We start from the raw sequence: 16,257 nt of genomic DNA, 5'->3' as shown, positions 1-16,257 counted from the left end.
CCACCCGGCCGTTACATTCGGCCGGCTCACCTCACCAGGTCAGGCAAATCTTGCCGAAATGCCGGTTGCTTTCCTGGTAACGGAACGCCTCGACGATCTGCTCCAGCTCGAAGTGTTTGTCCACCACTGGCCGCAGCCCGTTGGCATCGATTGCCCGCACCATCGCCTGTTGCTGCGCGCGGCTGCCCACCAGCACACCTTGCAGGCGAATTTGTCGCACCAGCGCCTGTACCAGCGGCAACTGCCCCGCCACACCGGTGAGGATGCCGATCAGCGACACATGCCCACCAATGCGCGCGGCAATCATCGACTGCTCCAACGTCGCCGGGCCGCCCACTTCAATCACATGATCGACGCCGCGATTACCGGTCAGCTCGCGCACTTTTTCACCCCAGGCAGGGGTGCTCTTGTAATTGATAAGGTGATCGGCACCCAGGGCCTTGAGGCGCTCCAACTTGGCATCGCTGGACGAGGTGGCGATTACCGTGGCGCCGGCCAGCTTGGCGAACTGCAGGGCGAAGATCGACACGCCACCCGTGCCCTGTACCAGCACCGTGTCGCCCGGCTTGAGGTGGTCATCGCTCATCAACGCACGCCAGGCGGTAAGGCCGGCTGTAGTCAGCGTAGCCGCCTCGGCGTGGCTGAAGCCCTTGGGTGCCAGGGTAAACGCGGTAGCGCGGGCAGTGACCTGTTCACGGGCATAACCATCGATGCCGTCGCCGGGCACTCTGGCAAAGCCTTCGACATTGGCCTGGCCGTCGAGCCAGTCGGGGAAAAAGGTGCTGACCACGTGGTCGCCAACCTGGAACTCGGTGACACCAGCCCCCACCGCGACCACTTCGCCGGCGCCATCGGCCATGGGGATGCGCCGCTCGCTCGGGCCCCACATGCCGCTGACCACGGCGAAGTCGTGGTAGTTGAGGGAGCTGGCGTGCAAGCGCACGGTGATCTCGCCGGCCTCGGGCGCGGCAGCCTCGCGGGTGCCGACCTCTACCTTGTCGTAGCCGCCGCCGGGTTGTACGTAGATGGCTTTGCTGGGCATGGGTGGGTCTCCGTATCAGGGGAAAGAGTGGAGTTCAGCATAGACAGGTCAGGCCCTTTCGCGGGCATGCCCGCCAAAGGGCCCGTACAGGCGACACAACGGTCAACCCAGCATCACCTTCAATTTCCGGCAATCGGCAGCATGCCAATCCACCAGCTCCGGCCATGGGTTATCCGGCAAGTTCACCAGCACCGTCCGCGCGCCCGCCGCGCGCCCGCAGTCCAGGTCGAACCGGTAATCCCCCACCATCACCAGCTCGCTCGGCGCCACGCCCCAGGCACTGGCAATCTTCAGCAACCCATCCGGGCTCGGCTTAGGTGCGGCCTCGTCACGTCCCAGAATGTGCTCCACCGGGAAGCAGTCCGCCAGGCCGATGGCCTCCAGCGTCACATGCGCCAGCTCACGTGCATTGCGGGTGAGAATACCCAGCCGGCAACCACGCTCGGCCAACTCACGCACCAGCTCCACCGCCCCGGTGGCCGCTGTGGAGGCGAGCGCCAGGTCGCGTTCGTGCTCCAGCAGCCAGGCATGCTTGGCTGCCGCTTCGGCTGCCGGCAAGGCCGCCAGGTGGGTGAGGATGTCGTGCTCGGCCGGGATGTCCAGCGCCACGCGTATGGCGGCGAAATCGTGCACGGCCACGGTCAGGGTGCCGTCCATGTCGAACACCCAGTTGCGTACCTCGCCCAGGCTCATGCCCAGTCCTTACGGTGGCGAATCAGGCCTTCCTGGCTCGACGATGCCACCAGTTGCCCGGCCTGGTTGAAGATGCTGCCACGGCAGAAACCGCGGGAATTACCGGCCCATGGGCTGTCGGTGGCATACAGCAGCCACTCGTCGGCACGCAGGTTGCCATGGAACCACAGCGAATGGTCGAGGCTGGCGATCTGCATGTCGCGCTGCCACACCGATTTGCCATGCGGTAACAGCGAAGTGGTCAGCAGACCAAAATCCGAGGCGTAGGCCAGCATGTATTTGTGCAGGGCAGGTACGTCGGGCAGGTTGCCGTCGGCGCGGAACCAGGCGTACTTCACCGGGTCGCCAGGCTTGGGGTTGAACGGGTCGCGCTCGGTGACCGGGCGAATTTCGATCGGCTTGGCGCACAGCACCTTGTCGCGAATGCGCTCTGGCAGCTGGTCGGCCATGGCGCGGGCCAGCTCCACCTCGGTGGGCAGGTTTTCCGGGCCGACCACGTCTGGCATCTGCGCCTGGTGCGCGAAACCTTCCTCGTCGTACTGGAACGACGCGCTGCAGGTGAAGATGGTCTGGCCCTTCTGAATCGCCGTCACCCGCCGGGTGCTGAAGCTGCCGCCATCGCGCACGCGGTCAACCGAGTACACCACCGGCAGGCTGGCATCGCCCGGGCGCAGGAAGTAGCCGTGCAACGAATGCACATGGCGAGCGTCCTCTACCGTCTGGCTGGCCGCCGACAAGGACTGGCCCAGCACTTGCCCACCGTACAGCTGGCGGAAGCCCAAGTCCTGGCTACGTCCACGGAACAGGTTCTCCTCGATGGCTTCGAGGCTCAACAGGTCGACCAGGTCGTCCAACACATGACTCATTGGGGGTTCTCCTCGCAAGGCAACACGTCTCTACAGCGCTCTTTGATAAGGGCGAATGATACAGGGTTTGTCATTCGCGCCGGGCATGGCCGTGCATTCAGGCACGCAGGGTCTTTTCCCAGTGTGCGCGGTCGATGCGGTACAGCACATGCGGGCGCAGCGGGTGGCCCTCGGGCAGGCGGGGGTGTTCGAAGCTGCCGTTCAGGTCCTGCTGCATGCCAATGGCCTGCATCACCTTCTGCGACGGCAGGTTGCTCTCGCTAGTGAACGACACCACCTCTTCCAGGCGCAATTGGGCGAAAGCACAACGCAGGCAGGTCCACGCCGCTTCGCTGGCGAAACCCAGGCCCCAGTGCCGCCGTGCCAGGCGCCAGCCAATCTCCACAGCCGGCGCAAAATCGGCATCAAAGCCGACATGCAACAACCCGGTCATGCCGATGAACGCACCGCTGTCCTTGCGCTCCAGCGCCCATAAACCAAAACCGTACTCGTTGAAGTGCCCACGCACGCGGCCAATCAGTGCAGCCGCTTCAAGGCGCGTCAGCGGCGCCGGGAAGTAGCGCATTACCTGGGGGTCTGCACACAGCGCGGCGAACTCGCGCAGGTCGTCGTCATGCCATTGGCGCAGCACCAGCCGTGCGCTTTCCAGTTCAAGAATGGGGGTCATCGGGCCTGCTCCGGTTTTGCCGTGTTGCAGTTTACAGCGTAGGCGCGGGCGCAGGTTTCACCCAGCCGCCATCAGCCGAATGCAATTTTCACATGCCCTTCACTGCCTCCCGACAGGGTGCTTGGCAGGATGCCGCCATCACTGCCGCGCCAAGCGCGGCCATGCCAAATGGAGCAACGCATGCTATCGAGCAATACCCTGGGGCACCCTGCCATCCACGCCCGGCGCAAGCGACGCCTGTCCCGCAAAGCCCTCGGTGCCGCCCTTGGCCTGTGCATGGTCGTGGCGGCGTTGACCACCTGGCTGGCGACGAGGACGCATATCGTGGACCTTGGCAACGAGCAACAACTGAGTGACAGCGGCCTGCTGCAGGATTGGGCCGATGGCGCAGTGATCGTGATGATCCGCCACGCCGAACGCTGCGACAGCGCGCCCGGCCCCTGCCTGGACGACCCCACCGGTATCACCGTGGCCGGCAGCCAGGCCGCTGGCCGCGTTGGCCAGGGGCTGCACCAGTTGGGCCTGGACAATGCCGACCTGCTCAGCAGCCCGAAACTGCGTACCCGGCAAACCGCGCACTTCATCCTCGGCCAGGCGGTGGCCAGCGAGGACTGGCTGGAAGGTTGCGACAAGCAATTCGCCAGTGAGGCATTGGCCCATAAACGGCCCGGGCATAACCTGGTGCTGGTAACCCACAACGGCTGCATAGACCATTTCGCCCGCCAGCAGAACGTTGTGGGGGGCGAGCGTGAAAGCGGCTATGCCAGCGCCCTGTTCGTGTCGGTGGATGGCAACGGCAAGGCGCGTATCCTCGGGCGCCTTAACGAGCCGGACTGGCAACGCGTATTGGCCAGCGCAGGGCGATAACTGGCAAGATCAGCACTGGCCCCGATTGCGAACACCTCATGCCGCTGCCGCTGATCTACCACGAAGACTACAGCCCGGAGTTCCCCGCCGAACACCGCTTCCCGATGGACAAGTTCCGCCTGCTGCACGACCACCTGGTCGACAGCGGGCTGACCACTGATCAGGCCCTGCTGCGCCCGGACATCTGCCCCAACGACATCCTCGCCCTGGCCCACGACCGCAGCTACATCGAACGCTACATGAACGGCGAACTGTCCCGCGAGGACCAGCGCCGCCTCGGCCTGCCCTGGAGCGAAGCCCTGGCCCGGCGCACCGTACGCGCCGTAGGTGGCTCGCTGCTGACCGCCGAAATGGCGCTGCAGCACGGCATCGCCTGCCACCTCGCTGGCGGCACCCACCACGCCCATTACGACCACCCCGCCGGCTTCTGCATTTTCAACGACCTGGCCGTGATCAGCCGCTACCTGCTGGAGGCTGGCCGGGTACACCGGGTGCTGATCTTCGACTGCGATGTGCACCAGGGCGACGGCACCGCACGCATTCTGCAAGACACACCCGAGGCCATCACCGTGTCGCTGCATTGCGAACAAAACTTCCCGGCGCGCAAGGCACAAAGCGATTGGGACATCCCCCTGCCACGCGGCATGGGCGACGCAGCCTACCTGAAGGTGGTGGACGACGCCCTCAACTACCTGCTGCCCCTCTACCAACCCGACCTGGTGTTGTATGACGCTGGCGTCGATGTGCACAAGGACGACGCGCTGGGTTACCTGCAACTGACCGACGCTGGCGTTGCTGCCCGTGACGAAGCAGTGCTGCGCCATTGCCTGGGCCGCGATATCCCGGTGGTGGGTGTGATCGGCGGCGGCTACAGCAAGGACCGCGAGGCCTTGGCCAAGCGCCATGGCATTCTTCACCACAGCGCTGCACGGGTCATCGGTTGTTCACAATGACTGCGGAGCCGCTTGTGGATAACCTGCGGGAAAGGCGCTGTAGCCCTTTGCGGGCAAGGCCTGCAGGATACTGATTATTTTTTGCCCAGTGCTTCCATGGGCAGCGCTGCGCTAGAATGCGCCTCTTTTCCACAGCCTGCTGCCCACCATGCCCGATCTCAACCCCGCCTCCTCTCCCCTCGCTGTCGTCATCGGTGGCGGCCCTGCCGGCCTGATGGCCGCAGAAGCACTGGCCCACGCGGGCCTGGCGGTCGAGGTGTTCGATGCCATGCCTTCCGTGGGCCGCAAGTTCCTGCTGGCGGGTGTTGGCGGCATGAACATCACCCACTCCGAGCCCTACCCGGCCTTCGTTGCCCGCTATGCCGGGCGTCAGGGCGAAATCGATGCGCTGCTGCGCGACTTCGATGCCGACGCCTTGCGCCAGTGGATTCACGGTTTGGGCATCGAGACCTTCGTCGGCACCTCGGGCCGGGTGTTCCCCACCGACATGAAAGCCGCACCACTGCTGCGTGCCTGGCTCAAGCGCCTGCGCGACGCCGGGGTAGTTATCCACACCCGACACCGCTGGCTGGGCTGGGACGCGGATGGCGCCTTGCGGATTGCTTATCCACAGGGCGAGCGTGCGGTGAAGGCTGCGGTCGTAGTGCTGGCGCTGGGCGGTGGCAGCTGGGCGCGATTGGGCTCCGACGGCAGCTGGCAAGCGCTGCTGGCCGAACGGGCTGTGGATATCTCGCCTTTGCAGCCGAGTAACTGCGGTTTTGAAGTTGAGGGCTGGAGCGCGCTGCTCAAGGACAAGTTCGCGGGCGCACCGCTGAAGAACATTGCCCTCAGCGTTCCGGGCAACGCACCGCGCAAGGGCGAGTTCATCCTCACCGCGCAAGGGGTGGAAGGCAGTCTGGTGTATGCCTGGTCGGCATTGGTGCGCGAGGCCATCAATCGCGAAGGCCGTGGGCTGCTGTTGCTCGACCTGCTGCCGGACAAGCCTGTGGACAAGATTGCCCAAGCACTGGCCAAGCCACGCGGCTCGCGCTCCATGGCCAAACACTTGCACAGCCAGTTGGGGATTGACGGAGTGAAGGCTGCGTTGCTGCGCGAGCTGACCGATCAGGCGACCTTTGCCGACCCGCAGGCGCTGGCTCAGGCGATCAAGGCATTGCCGATCACACTGGTGCGTACGCGGCCGCTGGATGAAGCGATCAGCAGTGCTGGCGGGGTGCGCTTCGAGGGGCTGGATGAGGGGTTGATGGTCAAGAGCATGCCGGGGGTGTTCTGTGCCGGCGAGATGCTGGACTGGGAGGCGCCGACCGGGGGGTATTTGCTGACGGCGTGCTTTGCCAGCGGCTTGCGCGCCGGGCGGGCGGCGGCGGATTGGCTGGCACGGGATTCCTGATAGATTGCCGGGGCCGCAAAGCGGCCCCAAAAATCTCAAGGCTTACGCTTACGCGGCCCACCATTGAAGCTTGGCACCTTGCGCACCGCCTTGACCGCCGGCTCCGCATTACCCGCTTCAGTGCTGTCCATCCAGCGCCCCAGCCCACGCTTGGCGCTGTTCTCTTTCGGCTTCTTGGGCTTCTTCGGCTTCTTGATCACCTGGCCAGTGGCATCGGTCATCGGCACTCGGTGATCGGGGATGAAGTCCGGCTCTTCATGGCGCGGCAGTGTCTGGCGAGTCAGCACTTCGATGGCCGCCAGCAGTTGCACTTCATCCGCGCACACCAGCGAAATGGCCTCGCCCTTGTTGCCGGCTCGCCCAGTACGGCCGATGCGGTGCACGTAATCCTCGGCCACGATCGGCAAGTCGAGGTTGACCACCAACGGAAGATCATCGATGTCCAGGCCACGGGCCGCCACGTCGGTCGCCACCAGCACCTGCACCTCGCGGGCCTTGAAGCTGTCCAGCGCGCGCTGGCGGGTGGCTTGCGGCCGGTCACCGTGGATACCATCGGCATTCACACCCTCGGCCAGCAAGCGCTCTACCAGCTGGTCAACGCCATTGCGGGTCTTGGCAAATACCAGCACCTGCTTCCAGCGCTGTTTGCGCAGCAGGTGGCAGAACAGGTCGACCTTGCGCTTTTTATCCACAGGCACCAGCCACTGCTTGACGCTGGCGGCCGTGGCATTGCGCGGGCTCACTTCGATGCTGAGCGGGTCATTCAGCGCCAGCCCCGCCAGCATGCGGATCTGGTCGGAGAAGGTGGCGGAAAACAGCAACGTCTGGCGCTTGCGTGGCAGCGCGGCGTACACCGATTGCAGTTCTTCGGCAAAGCCCAGGTCGAGCATGCGGTCGGCTTCATCCAGCACCAGCGTTTGCACCTGGTTGAACTTCACCGCGTTTTGCCGGAACAGGTCGAGCAAGCGGCCCGGGGTGGCCACCAGCAGGTCGACGCCACGGCGCAGGCGCATCATCTGGGGGTTGATACTGACCCCGCCGTACACCGCGTAAGTGCTCAGCGGCAGGTTCTCGGCGTACTCGCGCACGTTGTTGTGCACCTGCTCGGCCAGCTCGCGGGTGGGCACCAGCACCAGCGCACGGATCGAGTTGCTGGCCACTTTCTCACCCTCCAGCGCCAGGCGCTGCAACACAGGCAAGGCAAAGCCCGCAGTCTTGCCGGTGCCGGTCTGGGCTGCGGCCATCAGGTCGCGGCCAGCCAGCACGGCAGGGATGGCCTTGGCCTGCACCGGGGTCGGGGTGGTGTAGTCCAGTTGCTGCAGCGTGCGCAGCAGCGGTTCGATCAGGCCGAGTTTGGCGAAATTCATGGCAATACCGTCAGGGGGTTCAGCGAAGGCGGCAAGTTTACCGCATCGCCCCTGCCTACTTGCAGATTTCGCCTTTCAACGGCTGAGGGGGCTGGGGCGCCTTGCGCCACTGTGGCAGGCCGATCAGCACCACTGCACCGATGATCACTGCCATGGCCACGCACTCTTCGGCACCAATCTGTTCACCGGCAAAGACAATGCCCAGCAGCACAGCCACTGCCGGGTTGACGTAGGCATAGCTGGTGGCGGCAGCCGGGCGCACATGCTTGAGCAGGTACATGTAGGCACTGAACGCCAGGATCGAGCCGAAGAACACCAGGTAGGCCAGCGCTCCCCAGCCAGCGGCAGTCGGCATCTGCGTCATGCGCTCGCCCGACAGCACGCTGCCCAGCAACAGCACCGCACCACCCACCAGCATTTCCGCAGCACTGGCCATCGGCCCCTGAGGCAACGGCAAGGTCTTGCTCCACACCGAGCCGAATGCCCACGACGCCGCCGCGAAAATGATCAGCGCCGCACCAATCGGGCTCGCCTGCAAGTTGGACCCCATGTTCAGCATGCCGATGCCCACCAGCCCCAAAGCGATGCCCGCCCACTCCAGCTTCGAATTACGGTGCCCGAACAGCAGGCCAAACAGCAAAGTGAACAACGGCACTGTCGCCACTGCCAGCGCCGCCACACCCGACGCCACCCCAGCGTGTTCGGCCACGGTCACACCGCCGTTGCCACAACTGAGCAGCAAAAAGCCGATCGCTCCCGCTGCCCGCCATTGCGGCCAGGTCGGTGCCGGCACGCCACGCCAGCGCAAGAAACCGTACAGCAGGCCCCCGGCAATCAGGAAGCGCACGCCGGCCATGAGCATCGGCGGCCAGCTCTCCACGCCGATGCGAATGAACAGGTAGGTAGACCCCCAGACCAGGTACAAGGCCAGGAAAGCACCAATGAGCAACAGTGGGAAACGACGGGCGGCAGGCATGGGAAAACTCGAAATCCGTTTACGGGTGACTCAGTTTAACGGCCTGCCTGAGTGAAGATACGTTACAGAACCGGCGCAAATGAGCGGCACACTTTTGGTGCGTTCGGTTTGGGTGGTGGGAAGCCTTAACGGGATTTGGCCAAGGTTTCGCGAATCTTCGCGGCGGGCACTTTCTGCAAGCGGCACAGGAACTCGTGTGAAAGTTGCTGGATACCATGGGCCTGACGCAGTTCACCGGCCAGGTGTTGCAACAGGTTGGCCGCCATCTCGGCATCGGCCATGGCCCGGTGCGCGGTACCGGTGTCCGGCAGCCCGGCCCAGCGGGTCAGGGTGCCCAGCTTGTGATTCGGCGCCATTGGCAGCAGGCGCCGCGACAACAGCAGGGAGCAGGCGAACGACTGGCGGCGGCTACGACCGATGCGGCTCAGTTCGTAATCCCAGAACTTCTGGTCGAACGCCGCATTGTGTGCCAGCAACGGGGTGTCGCCGACAAACTCGGCCACTTCGTTCATTACCTTGTCCACCGGCGGCGCGCTGCGCAGCATGGCAGTGGTGATCCCGGTCAACCCGGCAACGAAGGCCGGTACCGGCACGCCCGCGTTCATCAGGCTCTGGTAGCGCTCGACGATGCGCCCGTCCTCCAGCATCACCACCGCCACTTCGGTGGCACGGCAACCTGCGCTGGGGGTGATACCGGTGGTTTCAAAGTCGATGACAGCAATACGTTCCATGCAAGGGCCTCAATGTTTGAGCAATAGCTTACCCTCGATGGGCACATAACGGGTGGCGGCACGGATCAGCGACAAGGCGGTGAGCCCCGGCACGCCATATACCACGGCCTCGGTGCCATGGCGCTGGATCACCCGCTCCAGCAGCAAGTCGAAATCGCCATCACCAGAGGCCAGCACCACCTGGTCGACCCGGCTGGCTGCATCGATTACATCCAGGGTGATACCCACATCCCAGTCACCTTTGGCCGAGCCGTCGCTGCGCTGGATGAAGGGTTTGAGGCGCACATCGAAACCGAGGTTGCGCAAGATCTGCTGGAACTGCTGTTGCTTGCTGTCGCCACGGTCGATGGCATAGGCCACGGCTTCGACGATCTGGCCTTCACGGCTGACGTCGGCCCATAATTCGGTGTAGTTGAAATGGCAGCCATGGGCCTGGCGCACGGTGTAGTAGAGGTTCTGCACATCGGCGAACAGCGCGATCTTTTTCACCTTGAACCTCATGGTCGGCCTGGAATACAGAGGGCTGCAAAGCAGCCCCCAGAAATGCCAGCAGTATGCCAGACCTGTCAGACGTACGAATCGTCGTCCGAGAAGAACCCGCCATCATCGCTGCCGTAATCGGTGTCGGCATAACCGCCTTGGTCATTGCCCCAACCACCGTTGTCAGCCACTTGCTGCTGCCCGCCCTGGTCGTTCCAGCCGCCGCTGTCACTGGCCGGTGTCGGCTCTTCCTTGATCACCTCGACCACCTCTTGCGGCTGCGAGTTGTGGTTGAACAGGCTGCTGATGCCCTGCGCCAGCAACACACCACCGGCTACACCTGCTGCTGTCTGCATGGCGCCGCCCAAGAAGCTGCTGGCACCACTGCGCGCTGGCCCCGCGCCAAAGCCGGGCTGTTGCGCTTGCGGCTGGGAGAAGCCAGGTGCCGACGGCTCGCGCCAGCCACCACCGGACGCTACAGGCGGTGCCGAAGGGCGCTGAGGCTGCACAGCCGGGGCCGCGTTACGCCCACCCGAACCAAAGATGCTGGACAGGAAACCACCACCGCCATTGCTTGGCGCACTGGTGGCGGCTTGTGCGGCCTGGGCCTGAGACCGGGCCTGCTGCAACTCGGCCTCCAGTTGCTTGTTCTGCTCGTCGAGGCGCTTGATTGCCGCCTCCTGCACCAGGATGGCCTGGGCCATGTAGTAAGGCGCCGCCGGCTGCTGGCGCAGGTGTTGCTCGATACACGCCTGGGCCTGCGCGTCACGCGGCTGGCTCGGGTCTTCGGCTTGCTTGATGCGGCCGAACAGGCCGTCGATCAGGGTTTGTTCTTCAGTGTTCATGGGGCGACCTCGTGGGGTAGCGGGACAACGGACAGCGTCAAAGATGGGGCGTACAGGCGCGGGATTCAATCACCGCTGCGGTGAAACTTTTTTCAGCAAGTGACAGCCGCAAGCCCGCTTTGGGCTAAAGTTAGGCCCCTGTTTTAACTGCCATGCGATGTTGACTGATGAATCCGCTGAGCGTTCTGCGCGACTCCCTGTACTTCTTCCGCCGCCACCTGCCGAACATCCTCCAGCTGTGCCTGCCGCTGGTGGTGCTGGAAGCCCTGCTCACCCAACTGCTGTACCGGCAGCTGGGCGACCAGGCATCACCGGCCTACGGCATGCTGGTCAGCCTGCTGTTCTACCCACTGTACAGCGCCGCGCTGATCCTTTACCTGCACACCCGCAGCAACGGCCAGGACATCGCCAAGCGCGACCTGTTCGCCCGCGCCCTGCAACTGTGGCCGCAGCTGGCCCTGCTGATCCTCATCAGCTCACTGCTGATCATGGCGGGCCTGGCGCTGTTCATCTTCCCGGGCGTGTGGATCATGATCAACCTGGTGTTCGCCGAGTACCTGCTGGTACTGCGCGGCCGCCCCGTGGTGCAGGCGATGCGCGAAAGCGCAGCCATGACCACCGGGCACTTCATGCGCATCATGATCTGCGTGGTGGCCGTGCTGGCACCGATCTGGCTGATCGACGGGCTGCTGCTGATGGCCTTCCCCGAGCCATCGCCCGGCATGGAGCTGGCCATGGACAGCCTCAGCGGCTTCCTGCAGCTGTTCAGCACGGTGGTGTTGTACCGCCTGTTCATGCTGCTGGAGAGCGAAGCCAGCACTTGAACCAACACGGGAAGGCCTTCGATCTGCTGTGGTCTGCGCACTTGGCATTAGGGTGCCCCCTCAATGCCAATCGTGGAGCACACCATGAACGAAGCCATTCAAACCGGGTTTGCCAGATCGTTTCGCGGCAAGCTGTACGTGCGCGGCGCCAAAGGCAACATCCCGCTGCGCCTGAGCCGCAGCACCGACAAGTTCAGTTGGGGCGTCACCCCTGAGGATGACTGGTTGCAGGCCGGCGGCAAACAGGACTCGCCGACGATGGACTTTCATTACCAGTCAGGCAGCGAAAACCGCCTGCACTACCACATCAGCATTCCAGGGCGCCCAGAGGCCAAAAAGCTGGGTGTAAGCCTCAATGGCTACCTGGGTTTCTACTGGTTTGCCCAAGTCACCGACGACTGGAAAATCGAACCGCTGCAATTGACCGAGGAAGGCCTGGTTTGCCATCTGCGCGACCATCGAGGCTACCGGGTGGGGGGCATCATGGATGATCCCCACATCAACGGAGACCTTGTGGCGCTGCTGAACGTCGAGCAAGGTGTGGTACTTACGTTCCTTCTCAAACCGATTGGCTGACCGCAGTCAACCAGGCCTTCAGGTTCCGCGAGGCTTGGCCCGCGCGGTGGCCTCGGCCACCAGCGGGTCATCTGGCCAATAATGCTTTGGATAGCGCCCTTTCAGGTCCTTCTTCACCTCGGCATAAGTCGTACGCCAGAAATTGGCCAAGTCCTGGGTCACCTGCACCGGGCGGCGGGCCGGTGACAGCAGGTGCAGCTTGACCTGCTGGCGGCCATTGGCAATGCGTGGGGTATCGGCAAGGCCGAACAGCTCTTGCAGGCGCACGGCGAGAATCGGCGGGTTTTCACTGTAGTCCAGCCGAATGTGGGAGCCGGAAGGCACGGCCAGGTGCGCAGGTGCCTGTTCTTCCAGCCGCTGTGGCAGCGGCCAGGGCAACAGGTTACGCAGCATCGACGGCAGGTCCAGTGCGGCGAAGTGGCAAAGGCGCGATACCTTGCCCAGATAAGGCTGCAGCCAGTCTTCCAGGCTGGCGAGCAACGCCTCGTCCCCCAGGTCGGGCCACTCGCTGTTGCCCGTCTTTTCCACGTCGAGCTGACGCAGCAGTGCCACCCGTGCCTGCCACTGGCGCAACTCCGGGGTCCAGGTCAGCAGATTCAGGCCTTTACGCCGGACCAGGCCAAGCAGCGCCCTTGCCCTGGCGTCATCATCCAGCCCCGGCAGCGGCTCACGGCTGAGCACCAGTTCACCAACCTTGACCTGACGCTCTGCGCGCAACACCTGCTCACGCTCGTCCCAATCCAGGATATCGACCCGCTCGACCTGCTCGGCCAGCACACCGTCGAGCAAGGCTGGATCGAACTCGGCGGCGAGGTAGATCCGCTCTTCGCGCTGCCCTTGGCGGCTCCCCAGGTCGGCGATCACCAACCATGGGCACTTCATCAATGCATCGACCTCGGCGAACAGCGCTGCACGGCCGTTGGCCAGCCGGTACTCCGCACCGCCCTCGCGGCGCTGCTGGGCGACACGGTCGGGGTAGGCCAGCGCCAGCAGCGCGCCCAGCCAACGCGGGTGTTCGGGGTCGGCGACCGCAGCCCCAGGCTTGCCACGCAGCAGGCCGCGGTACTGGCGAGCCAGCTGGCGGGCACGCTGCACGCCGCCCTGGCCACTACGCGCAGCCTTGCTCTCGCCGCTCACCAGCGCCAGCCGGCTGTGCAAGTCGGCGCCACCGCCCCGCTGGATATCCCGCTCCCCCAGCAACGCAGCCACATCGCACGCCATCTGTGCCAGGCCCAGGTTCTGGCCCCGTAGCAACAAATGCGCGATGCGTGGATGAGCTGGCAGTTCGGCCATGGCCTGGCCATGTTCGCTGAGGCTGTCACGGCTGCCGGGCTTGAAGGCATTGAGCCGCGCCAGCAGGTCCTGGGCCTGGGCGAATGCAGCAGGCGGCGGCTGGTCGAGCCAGCACAACTGCTCGGGGGTAACGCCCCAGCGCGCCAGTTGCAGGGCCAGGCCGGCCAGGTCGGCCTGAAGGATCTCGGCACTGCCATAGGCGGCCAGCTGGTCATGCTGGGCCTCGGACCACAGGCGGTAGCAGACACCAGGCTCCAGGCGGCCGGCACGCCCGGCGCGCTGGGTGGCACTGGCGCGGGAAATGCGCTGGGTGTCCAGGCGGGTCATGCCGCTCCCGGGGTCGAAGCGCGGCACGCGGGCCAGGCCGGCATCGATCACCACCCGCACGCCGTCGATGGTCAGGCTGGTTTCGGCGATGTTCGTGGCCAGCACCACCTTGCGCAGGCCCTGGGGCGGAGGGTCGATGGCGGCACGCTGGGCATTGAGGTCGAGTTCGCCGTGCAGCGGGCACAACAGGATCTCGGGGCGCTCACCCAGCGCCTCCTGAAGGCTTTGGTGCACCCGGCGGATCTCCGCCTGGCCGGGCAGGAATACCAGCACGCTGCCAGCCTGGTCGGCCAGCGCCTGCAACACGCTGTCCACCACCCGTGGCTCGATGAATTCGCCCGGCTGAAACGGCCGCCCCCAGCGGATGTCCACCGGATGCATGCGCCCTTCACTGCGAACCACCGGGGCATCGTCCAGCAGCCGCGACAGCCGCTCGCCCTCCAGGGTGGCAGACATCAGCAGCATTTTCAGCGGCGGGTCATCACGCAGCAGTTCGCGGCCATTAAGACTCAGCGCAAGGGCAAGGTCGGCATCCAGGCTACGCTCATGAAACTCATCGAAGATCAGCAAGCCTACGCCTTCCAGCGCCGGGTCGGCCTGCAGGCGGCGAGTGAGGATACCTTCGGTTACCACTTCGATGCGGGTGTTCGGCCCGACCTTGCTGTCCAGGCGAATGCGGTAGCCCACGGTCTGGCCCACCTGCTCGCCCAGTTCGCTGGCCAGCCGCTCGGCAGCCGCCCGCGCGGCCAGACGCCGGGGTTCCAGCATGAGAATGGTCTGCCCGGCCAGCCACGGCTCGTTCAGCAGCGCCAGCGGCACGCGGGTGGTCTTGCCGGCGCCTGGTGGTGCTTCAAGCACCGCTTCGTCACGTTTTTCCAGGGCTTGGCGCAAGGCGGGCAAGACGGCATCGATCGGTAATGAAATCATGGTGGTCCTCGAACAGTCTCGCGAGTATAACGGCGAACCCAGCCTGCTCTATCATGGTCTTAAGCTTCAGGCGCAGGCGCTTCGCTTGCCCTGCTGAATACCTTCTCGGAGATTTACATGCGCATCTCGACCCGCGTCATCGGTGGCGCCCTCATCGCCACCCTGCTGACCCAACTGACGGCCTGCGGCACCATTTTCTATCCAGACCGGCGCGGCCAGATCGGCGGCAAGATCGACCCTGTGGTTGCCGCAATGGACGCCATTGGCATCCTGTTCTACGTGATCCCGGGCCTGATCGCCTTCGGCATCGACTTCGCCACGGGCGCCATCTACTACCCGGGTGGCCGCACCGCCCAGGTCGACCCGACCAAACTGCAAGAAGCCGTCAGCCCCGACGGCAAGGTCGACAACCTGAAGCTGCAGGCCATTCTTGAAAGCGAGCTGGGCCAACGCCTGCCGCTGAACGACCCGAGGCTGATCCAGCACCGCGGCAGCGTCGAGCAACTGGCCAGCCTTGGCCTGGTGCCGGCAGCCTGAAACCCACACGGACATTGACCACGGATGATCACCCCGGCTGAACACCAGCGCCTGCTACGCCTGGCCACCCGCGCATCACTGACGGTGGCCAGCATCCTTGTACTGAGCAAGGCGCTGGCCTGGTGGCTGAGCGGCTCGGTGAGCTTGCTGGCCGGGCTGACCGACTCGGCACTGGATGCCGTTGCCTCGTTTCTCAACTTGCTGGCGGTGCATTACGCCCTGCGACCGGCCGACGACGACCACCGCTTTGGCCACGGCAAAGCCGAAGCGCTGGCAGGCATGGCGCAGGCGTTGTTCATCGCCGTCAGTGCGGTGCTGATCGGCGTGCAGGCAGCCGAACGCCTGCATACACCGCAACCCTTGGGCGATACCGGTATCGGCATTGCCGTGATGCTGCTGTCACTGGTGCTGACGCTTGCCCTGCTGGCATTGCAGCGCAAGGTCATTCGCCTGACCGGCTCCACCGCCGTGCGGGCCGACTCCCTGCACTACCGCTCGGACCTGCTGCTGAACGGCAGCATCCTGTTGGCCCTGTTGCTGGCGCGTTTTGGCTGGCCGCAACTGGATGCGCTGTTCGGCCTTGGCATAGCCTGCTACATCCTCTGGAGCGCGCTGCAGATTGCCCGCGAAAGTACGGCGATCCTGATGGACAAGGAACTGCCCGGCGATGTTGGTGAAGGCATGGCCGCACTGGTACTGGCCATTCCCGGCGTGAAAGGCGTGCACGACTTGCGCACGCGGGTATCGGGCAACCAGTGGTTCGTGCAGTTGCACCTGGAGCTGCCGGGGCAGCTGCCGCTGCATGAGGCGCACGGGTTGTGCGTTGAGGCATCAAAGGTAATCCGCCAGCGTTATCCACAGGCGGATGTGATGGTGCACGCAGACCCGGTATAGCG

At 64.7% G+C, this 16,257-nt stretch carries 17 protein-coding genes; 7 read left to right on the top strand and 10 right to left on the bottom strand.

Annotated features, from left to right (window positions below; genetic code table 11):
- Positions 1–31: 31 nt before the first annotated feature.
- The 4 genes from D906_RS08655 to D906_RS08640 form a co-directional block, all read right to left on the bottom strand.
- Positions 32–1,042: an NAD(P)-dependent alcohol dehydrogenase gene (locus D906_RS08655; protein WP_027614893.1), complete on the bottom strand. Its 1,011-nt coding sequence runs from the start codon at positions 1,040–1,042 to the stop codon at positions 32–34.
- Between the two features lie 102 nt (positions 1,043–1,144).
- Positions 1,145–1,735: an HAD family hydrolase gene (locus D906_RS08650; protein WP_027614892.1), complete on the bottom strand. Its 591-nt coding sequence runs from the start codon at positions 1,733–1,735 to the stop codon at positions 1,145–1,147.
- Entirely contained in the window at positions 1,732–2,601 is an 870-nt protein-coding gene (tesB, locus tag D906_RS08645) for an acyl-CoA thioesterase II (RefSeq protein WP_019097493.1), read from the bottom strand. Before tesB ends, D906_RS08650 begins: the two co-directional genes overlap by 4 nt.
- Before the next feature lie 97 nt (positions 2,602–2,698).
- Positions 2,699–3,268 carry a GNAT family N-acetyltransferase gene (locus D906_RS08640; protein ID WP_019097494.1) on the bottom strand — a complete coding sequence of 190 codons (570 nt, stop codon included), beginning with the start codon at positions 3,266–3,268 and terminating at the stop codon, positions 2,699–2,701.
- Between the two features lie 180 nt (positions 3,269–3,448).
- On the opposite strand from D906_RS08640, the gene D906_RS08635 reads away from it, so the two are divergent.
- The 3 genes from D906_RS08635 to D906_RS08625 all read left to right on the top strand — a co-directional run bounded on the left by D906_RS08635 (position 3,449) and on the right by D906_RS08625 (position 6,478).
- Positions 3,449–4,135 carry a histidine phosphatase family protein gene (locus D906_RS08635; RefSeq protein ID WP_019097495.1) on the top strand — a complete coding sequence of 229 codons (687 nt, stop codon included), beginning with the start codon at positions 3,449–3,451 and terminating at the stop codon, positions 4,133–4,135.
- A gap of 38 nt (positions 4,136–4,173) precedes the next feature.
- Positions 4,174–5,088, top strand: coding sequence for a histone deacetylase (locus tag D906_RS08630; protein WP_027614891.1), 915 nt, complete (start codon positions 4,174–4,176; stop codon positions 5,086–5,088).
- A 148-nt stretch (positions 5,089–5,236) separates the two neighbouring features.
- Positions 5,237–6,478, top strand: a complete 1,242-nt coding sequence (locus tag D906_RS08625; protein ID WP_027614890.1) for a TIGR03862 family flavoprotein — start codon at positions 5,237–5,239, stop codon at positions 6,476–6,478.
- Positions 6,479–6,513: 35 nt separating this feature from the next.
- Here D906_RS08625 and D906_RS08620 read toward each other — a convergent pair whose 3' ends face one another.
- The 5 genes from D906_RS08620 to D906_RS08600 form a co-directional block, all read right to left on the bottom strand.
- A complete protein-coding gene (locus D906_RS08620; protein ID WP_016712133.1) occupies positions 6,514–7,845 on the bottom strand; it encodes a DEAD/DEAH box helicase in 1,332 nt (443 codons plus the stop codon).
- A gap of 55 nt (positions 7,846–7,900) precedes the next feature.
- Positions 7,901–8,821, bottom strand: a complete 921-nt coding sequence (gene yedA / locus D906_RS08615) for a drug/metabolite exporter YedA (protein ID WP_016712134.1) — start codon at positions 8,819–8,821, stop codon at positions 7,901–7,903.
- A gap of 125 nt (positions 8,822–8,946) precedes the next feature.
- Positions 8,947–9,552, bottom strand: coding sequence for a PolC-type DNA polymerase III (locus D906_RS08610; RefSeq protein ID WP_019097498.1), 606 nt, complete (start codon positions 9,550–9,552; stop codon positions 8,947–8,949).
- Positions 9,553–9,561: 9 nt separating this feature from the next.
- Positions 9,562–10,053: an NYN domain-containing protein gene (locus D906_RS08605; RefSeq protein ID WP_020371263.1), complete on the bottom strand. Its 492-nt coding sequence runs from the start codon at positions 10,051–10,053 to the stop codon at positions 9,562–9,564.
- 65 nt (positions 10,054–10,118) lie between these two features.
- On the bottom strand, positions 10,119–10,877 hold the full coding sequence (locus D906_RS08600) for a DUF2076 domain-containing protein (RefSeq protein ID WP_027614889.1): 759 nt from the start codon (positions 10,875–10,877) through the stop codon (positions 10,119–10,121).
- A gap of 167 nt (positions 10,878–11,044) precedes the next feature.
- On the opposite strand from D906_RS08600, the gene D906_RS08595 reads away from it, so the two are divergent.
- Together D906_RS08595 and D906_RS08590 are read left to right on the top strand one after the other, a co-directional pair.
- Positions 11,045–11,701, top strand: coding sequence for a YciC family protein (locus D906_RS08595; RefSeq protein WP_016712138.1), 657 nt, complete (start codon positions 11,045–11,047; stop codon positions 11,699–11,701).
- Between the two features lie 84 nt (positions 11,702–11,785).
- Positions 11,786–12,277: a hypothetical protein gene (locus tag D906_RS08590; protein WP_019097500.1), complete on the top strand. Its 492-nt coding sequence runs from the start codon at positions 11,786–11,788 to the stop codon at positions 12,275–12,277.
- An 18-nt stretch (positions 12,278–12,295) separates the two neighbouring features.
- On the opposite strand, the gene hrpB is transcribed toward D906_RS08590, so the two are convergent.
- Positions 12,296–14,824 (bottom strand): ATP-dependent helicase HrpB, encoded by a 2,529-nt coding sequence (gene hrpB, locus D906_RS08585; RefSeq protein WP_027614888.1) that lies wholly within the window; start codon positions 14,822–14,824, stop codon positions 12,296–12,298.
- A gap of 117 nt (positions 14,825–14,941) precedes the next feature.
- On the opposite strand from hrpB, the gene D906_RS08580 reads away from it, so the two are divergent.
- Entirely contained in the window at positions 14,942–15,361 is a 420-nt protein-coding gene (locus D906_RS08580) for a hypothetical protein (RefSeq protein WP_019097005.1), read from the top strand.
- Between the two features lie 24 nt (positions 15,362–15,385).
- Positions 15,386–16,255, top strand: coding sequence for a cation diffusion facilitator family transporter (locus D906_RS08575; protein WP_025754314.1), 870 nt, complete (start codon positions 15,386–15,388; stop codon positions 16,253–16,255).
- Positions 16,256–16,257: the final 2 nt, after the last annotated feature.

This window comes from Pseudomonas sp. LAIL14HWK12:I1 (assembly GCF_003202095.1).
Taxonomy (GTDB): Bacteria; Pseudomonadota; Gammaproteobacteria; order Pseudomonadales; family Pseudomonadaceae; genus Aquipseudomonas; species Aquipseudomonas monteilii.
This window is presented reverse-complemented; position numbering and strand designations above follow the sequence as displayed.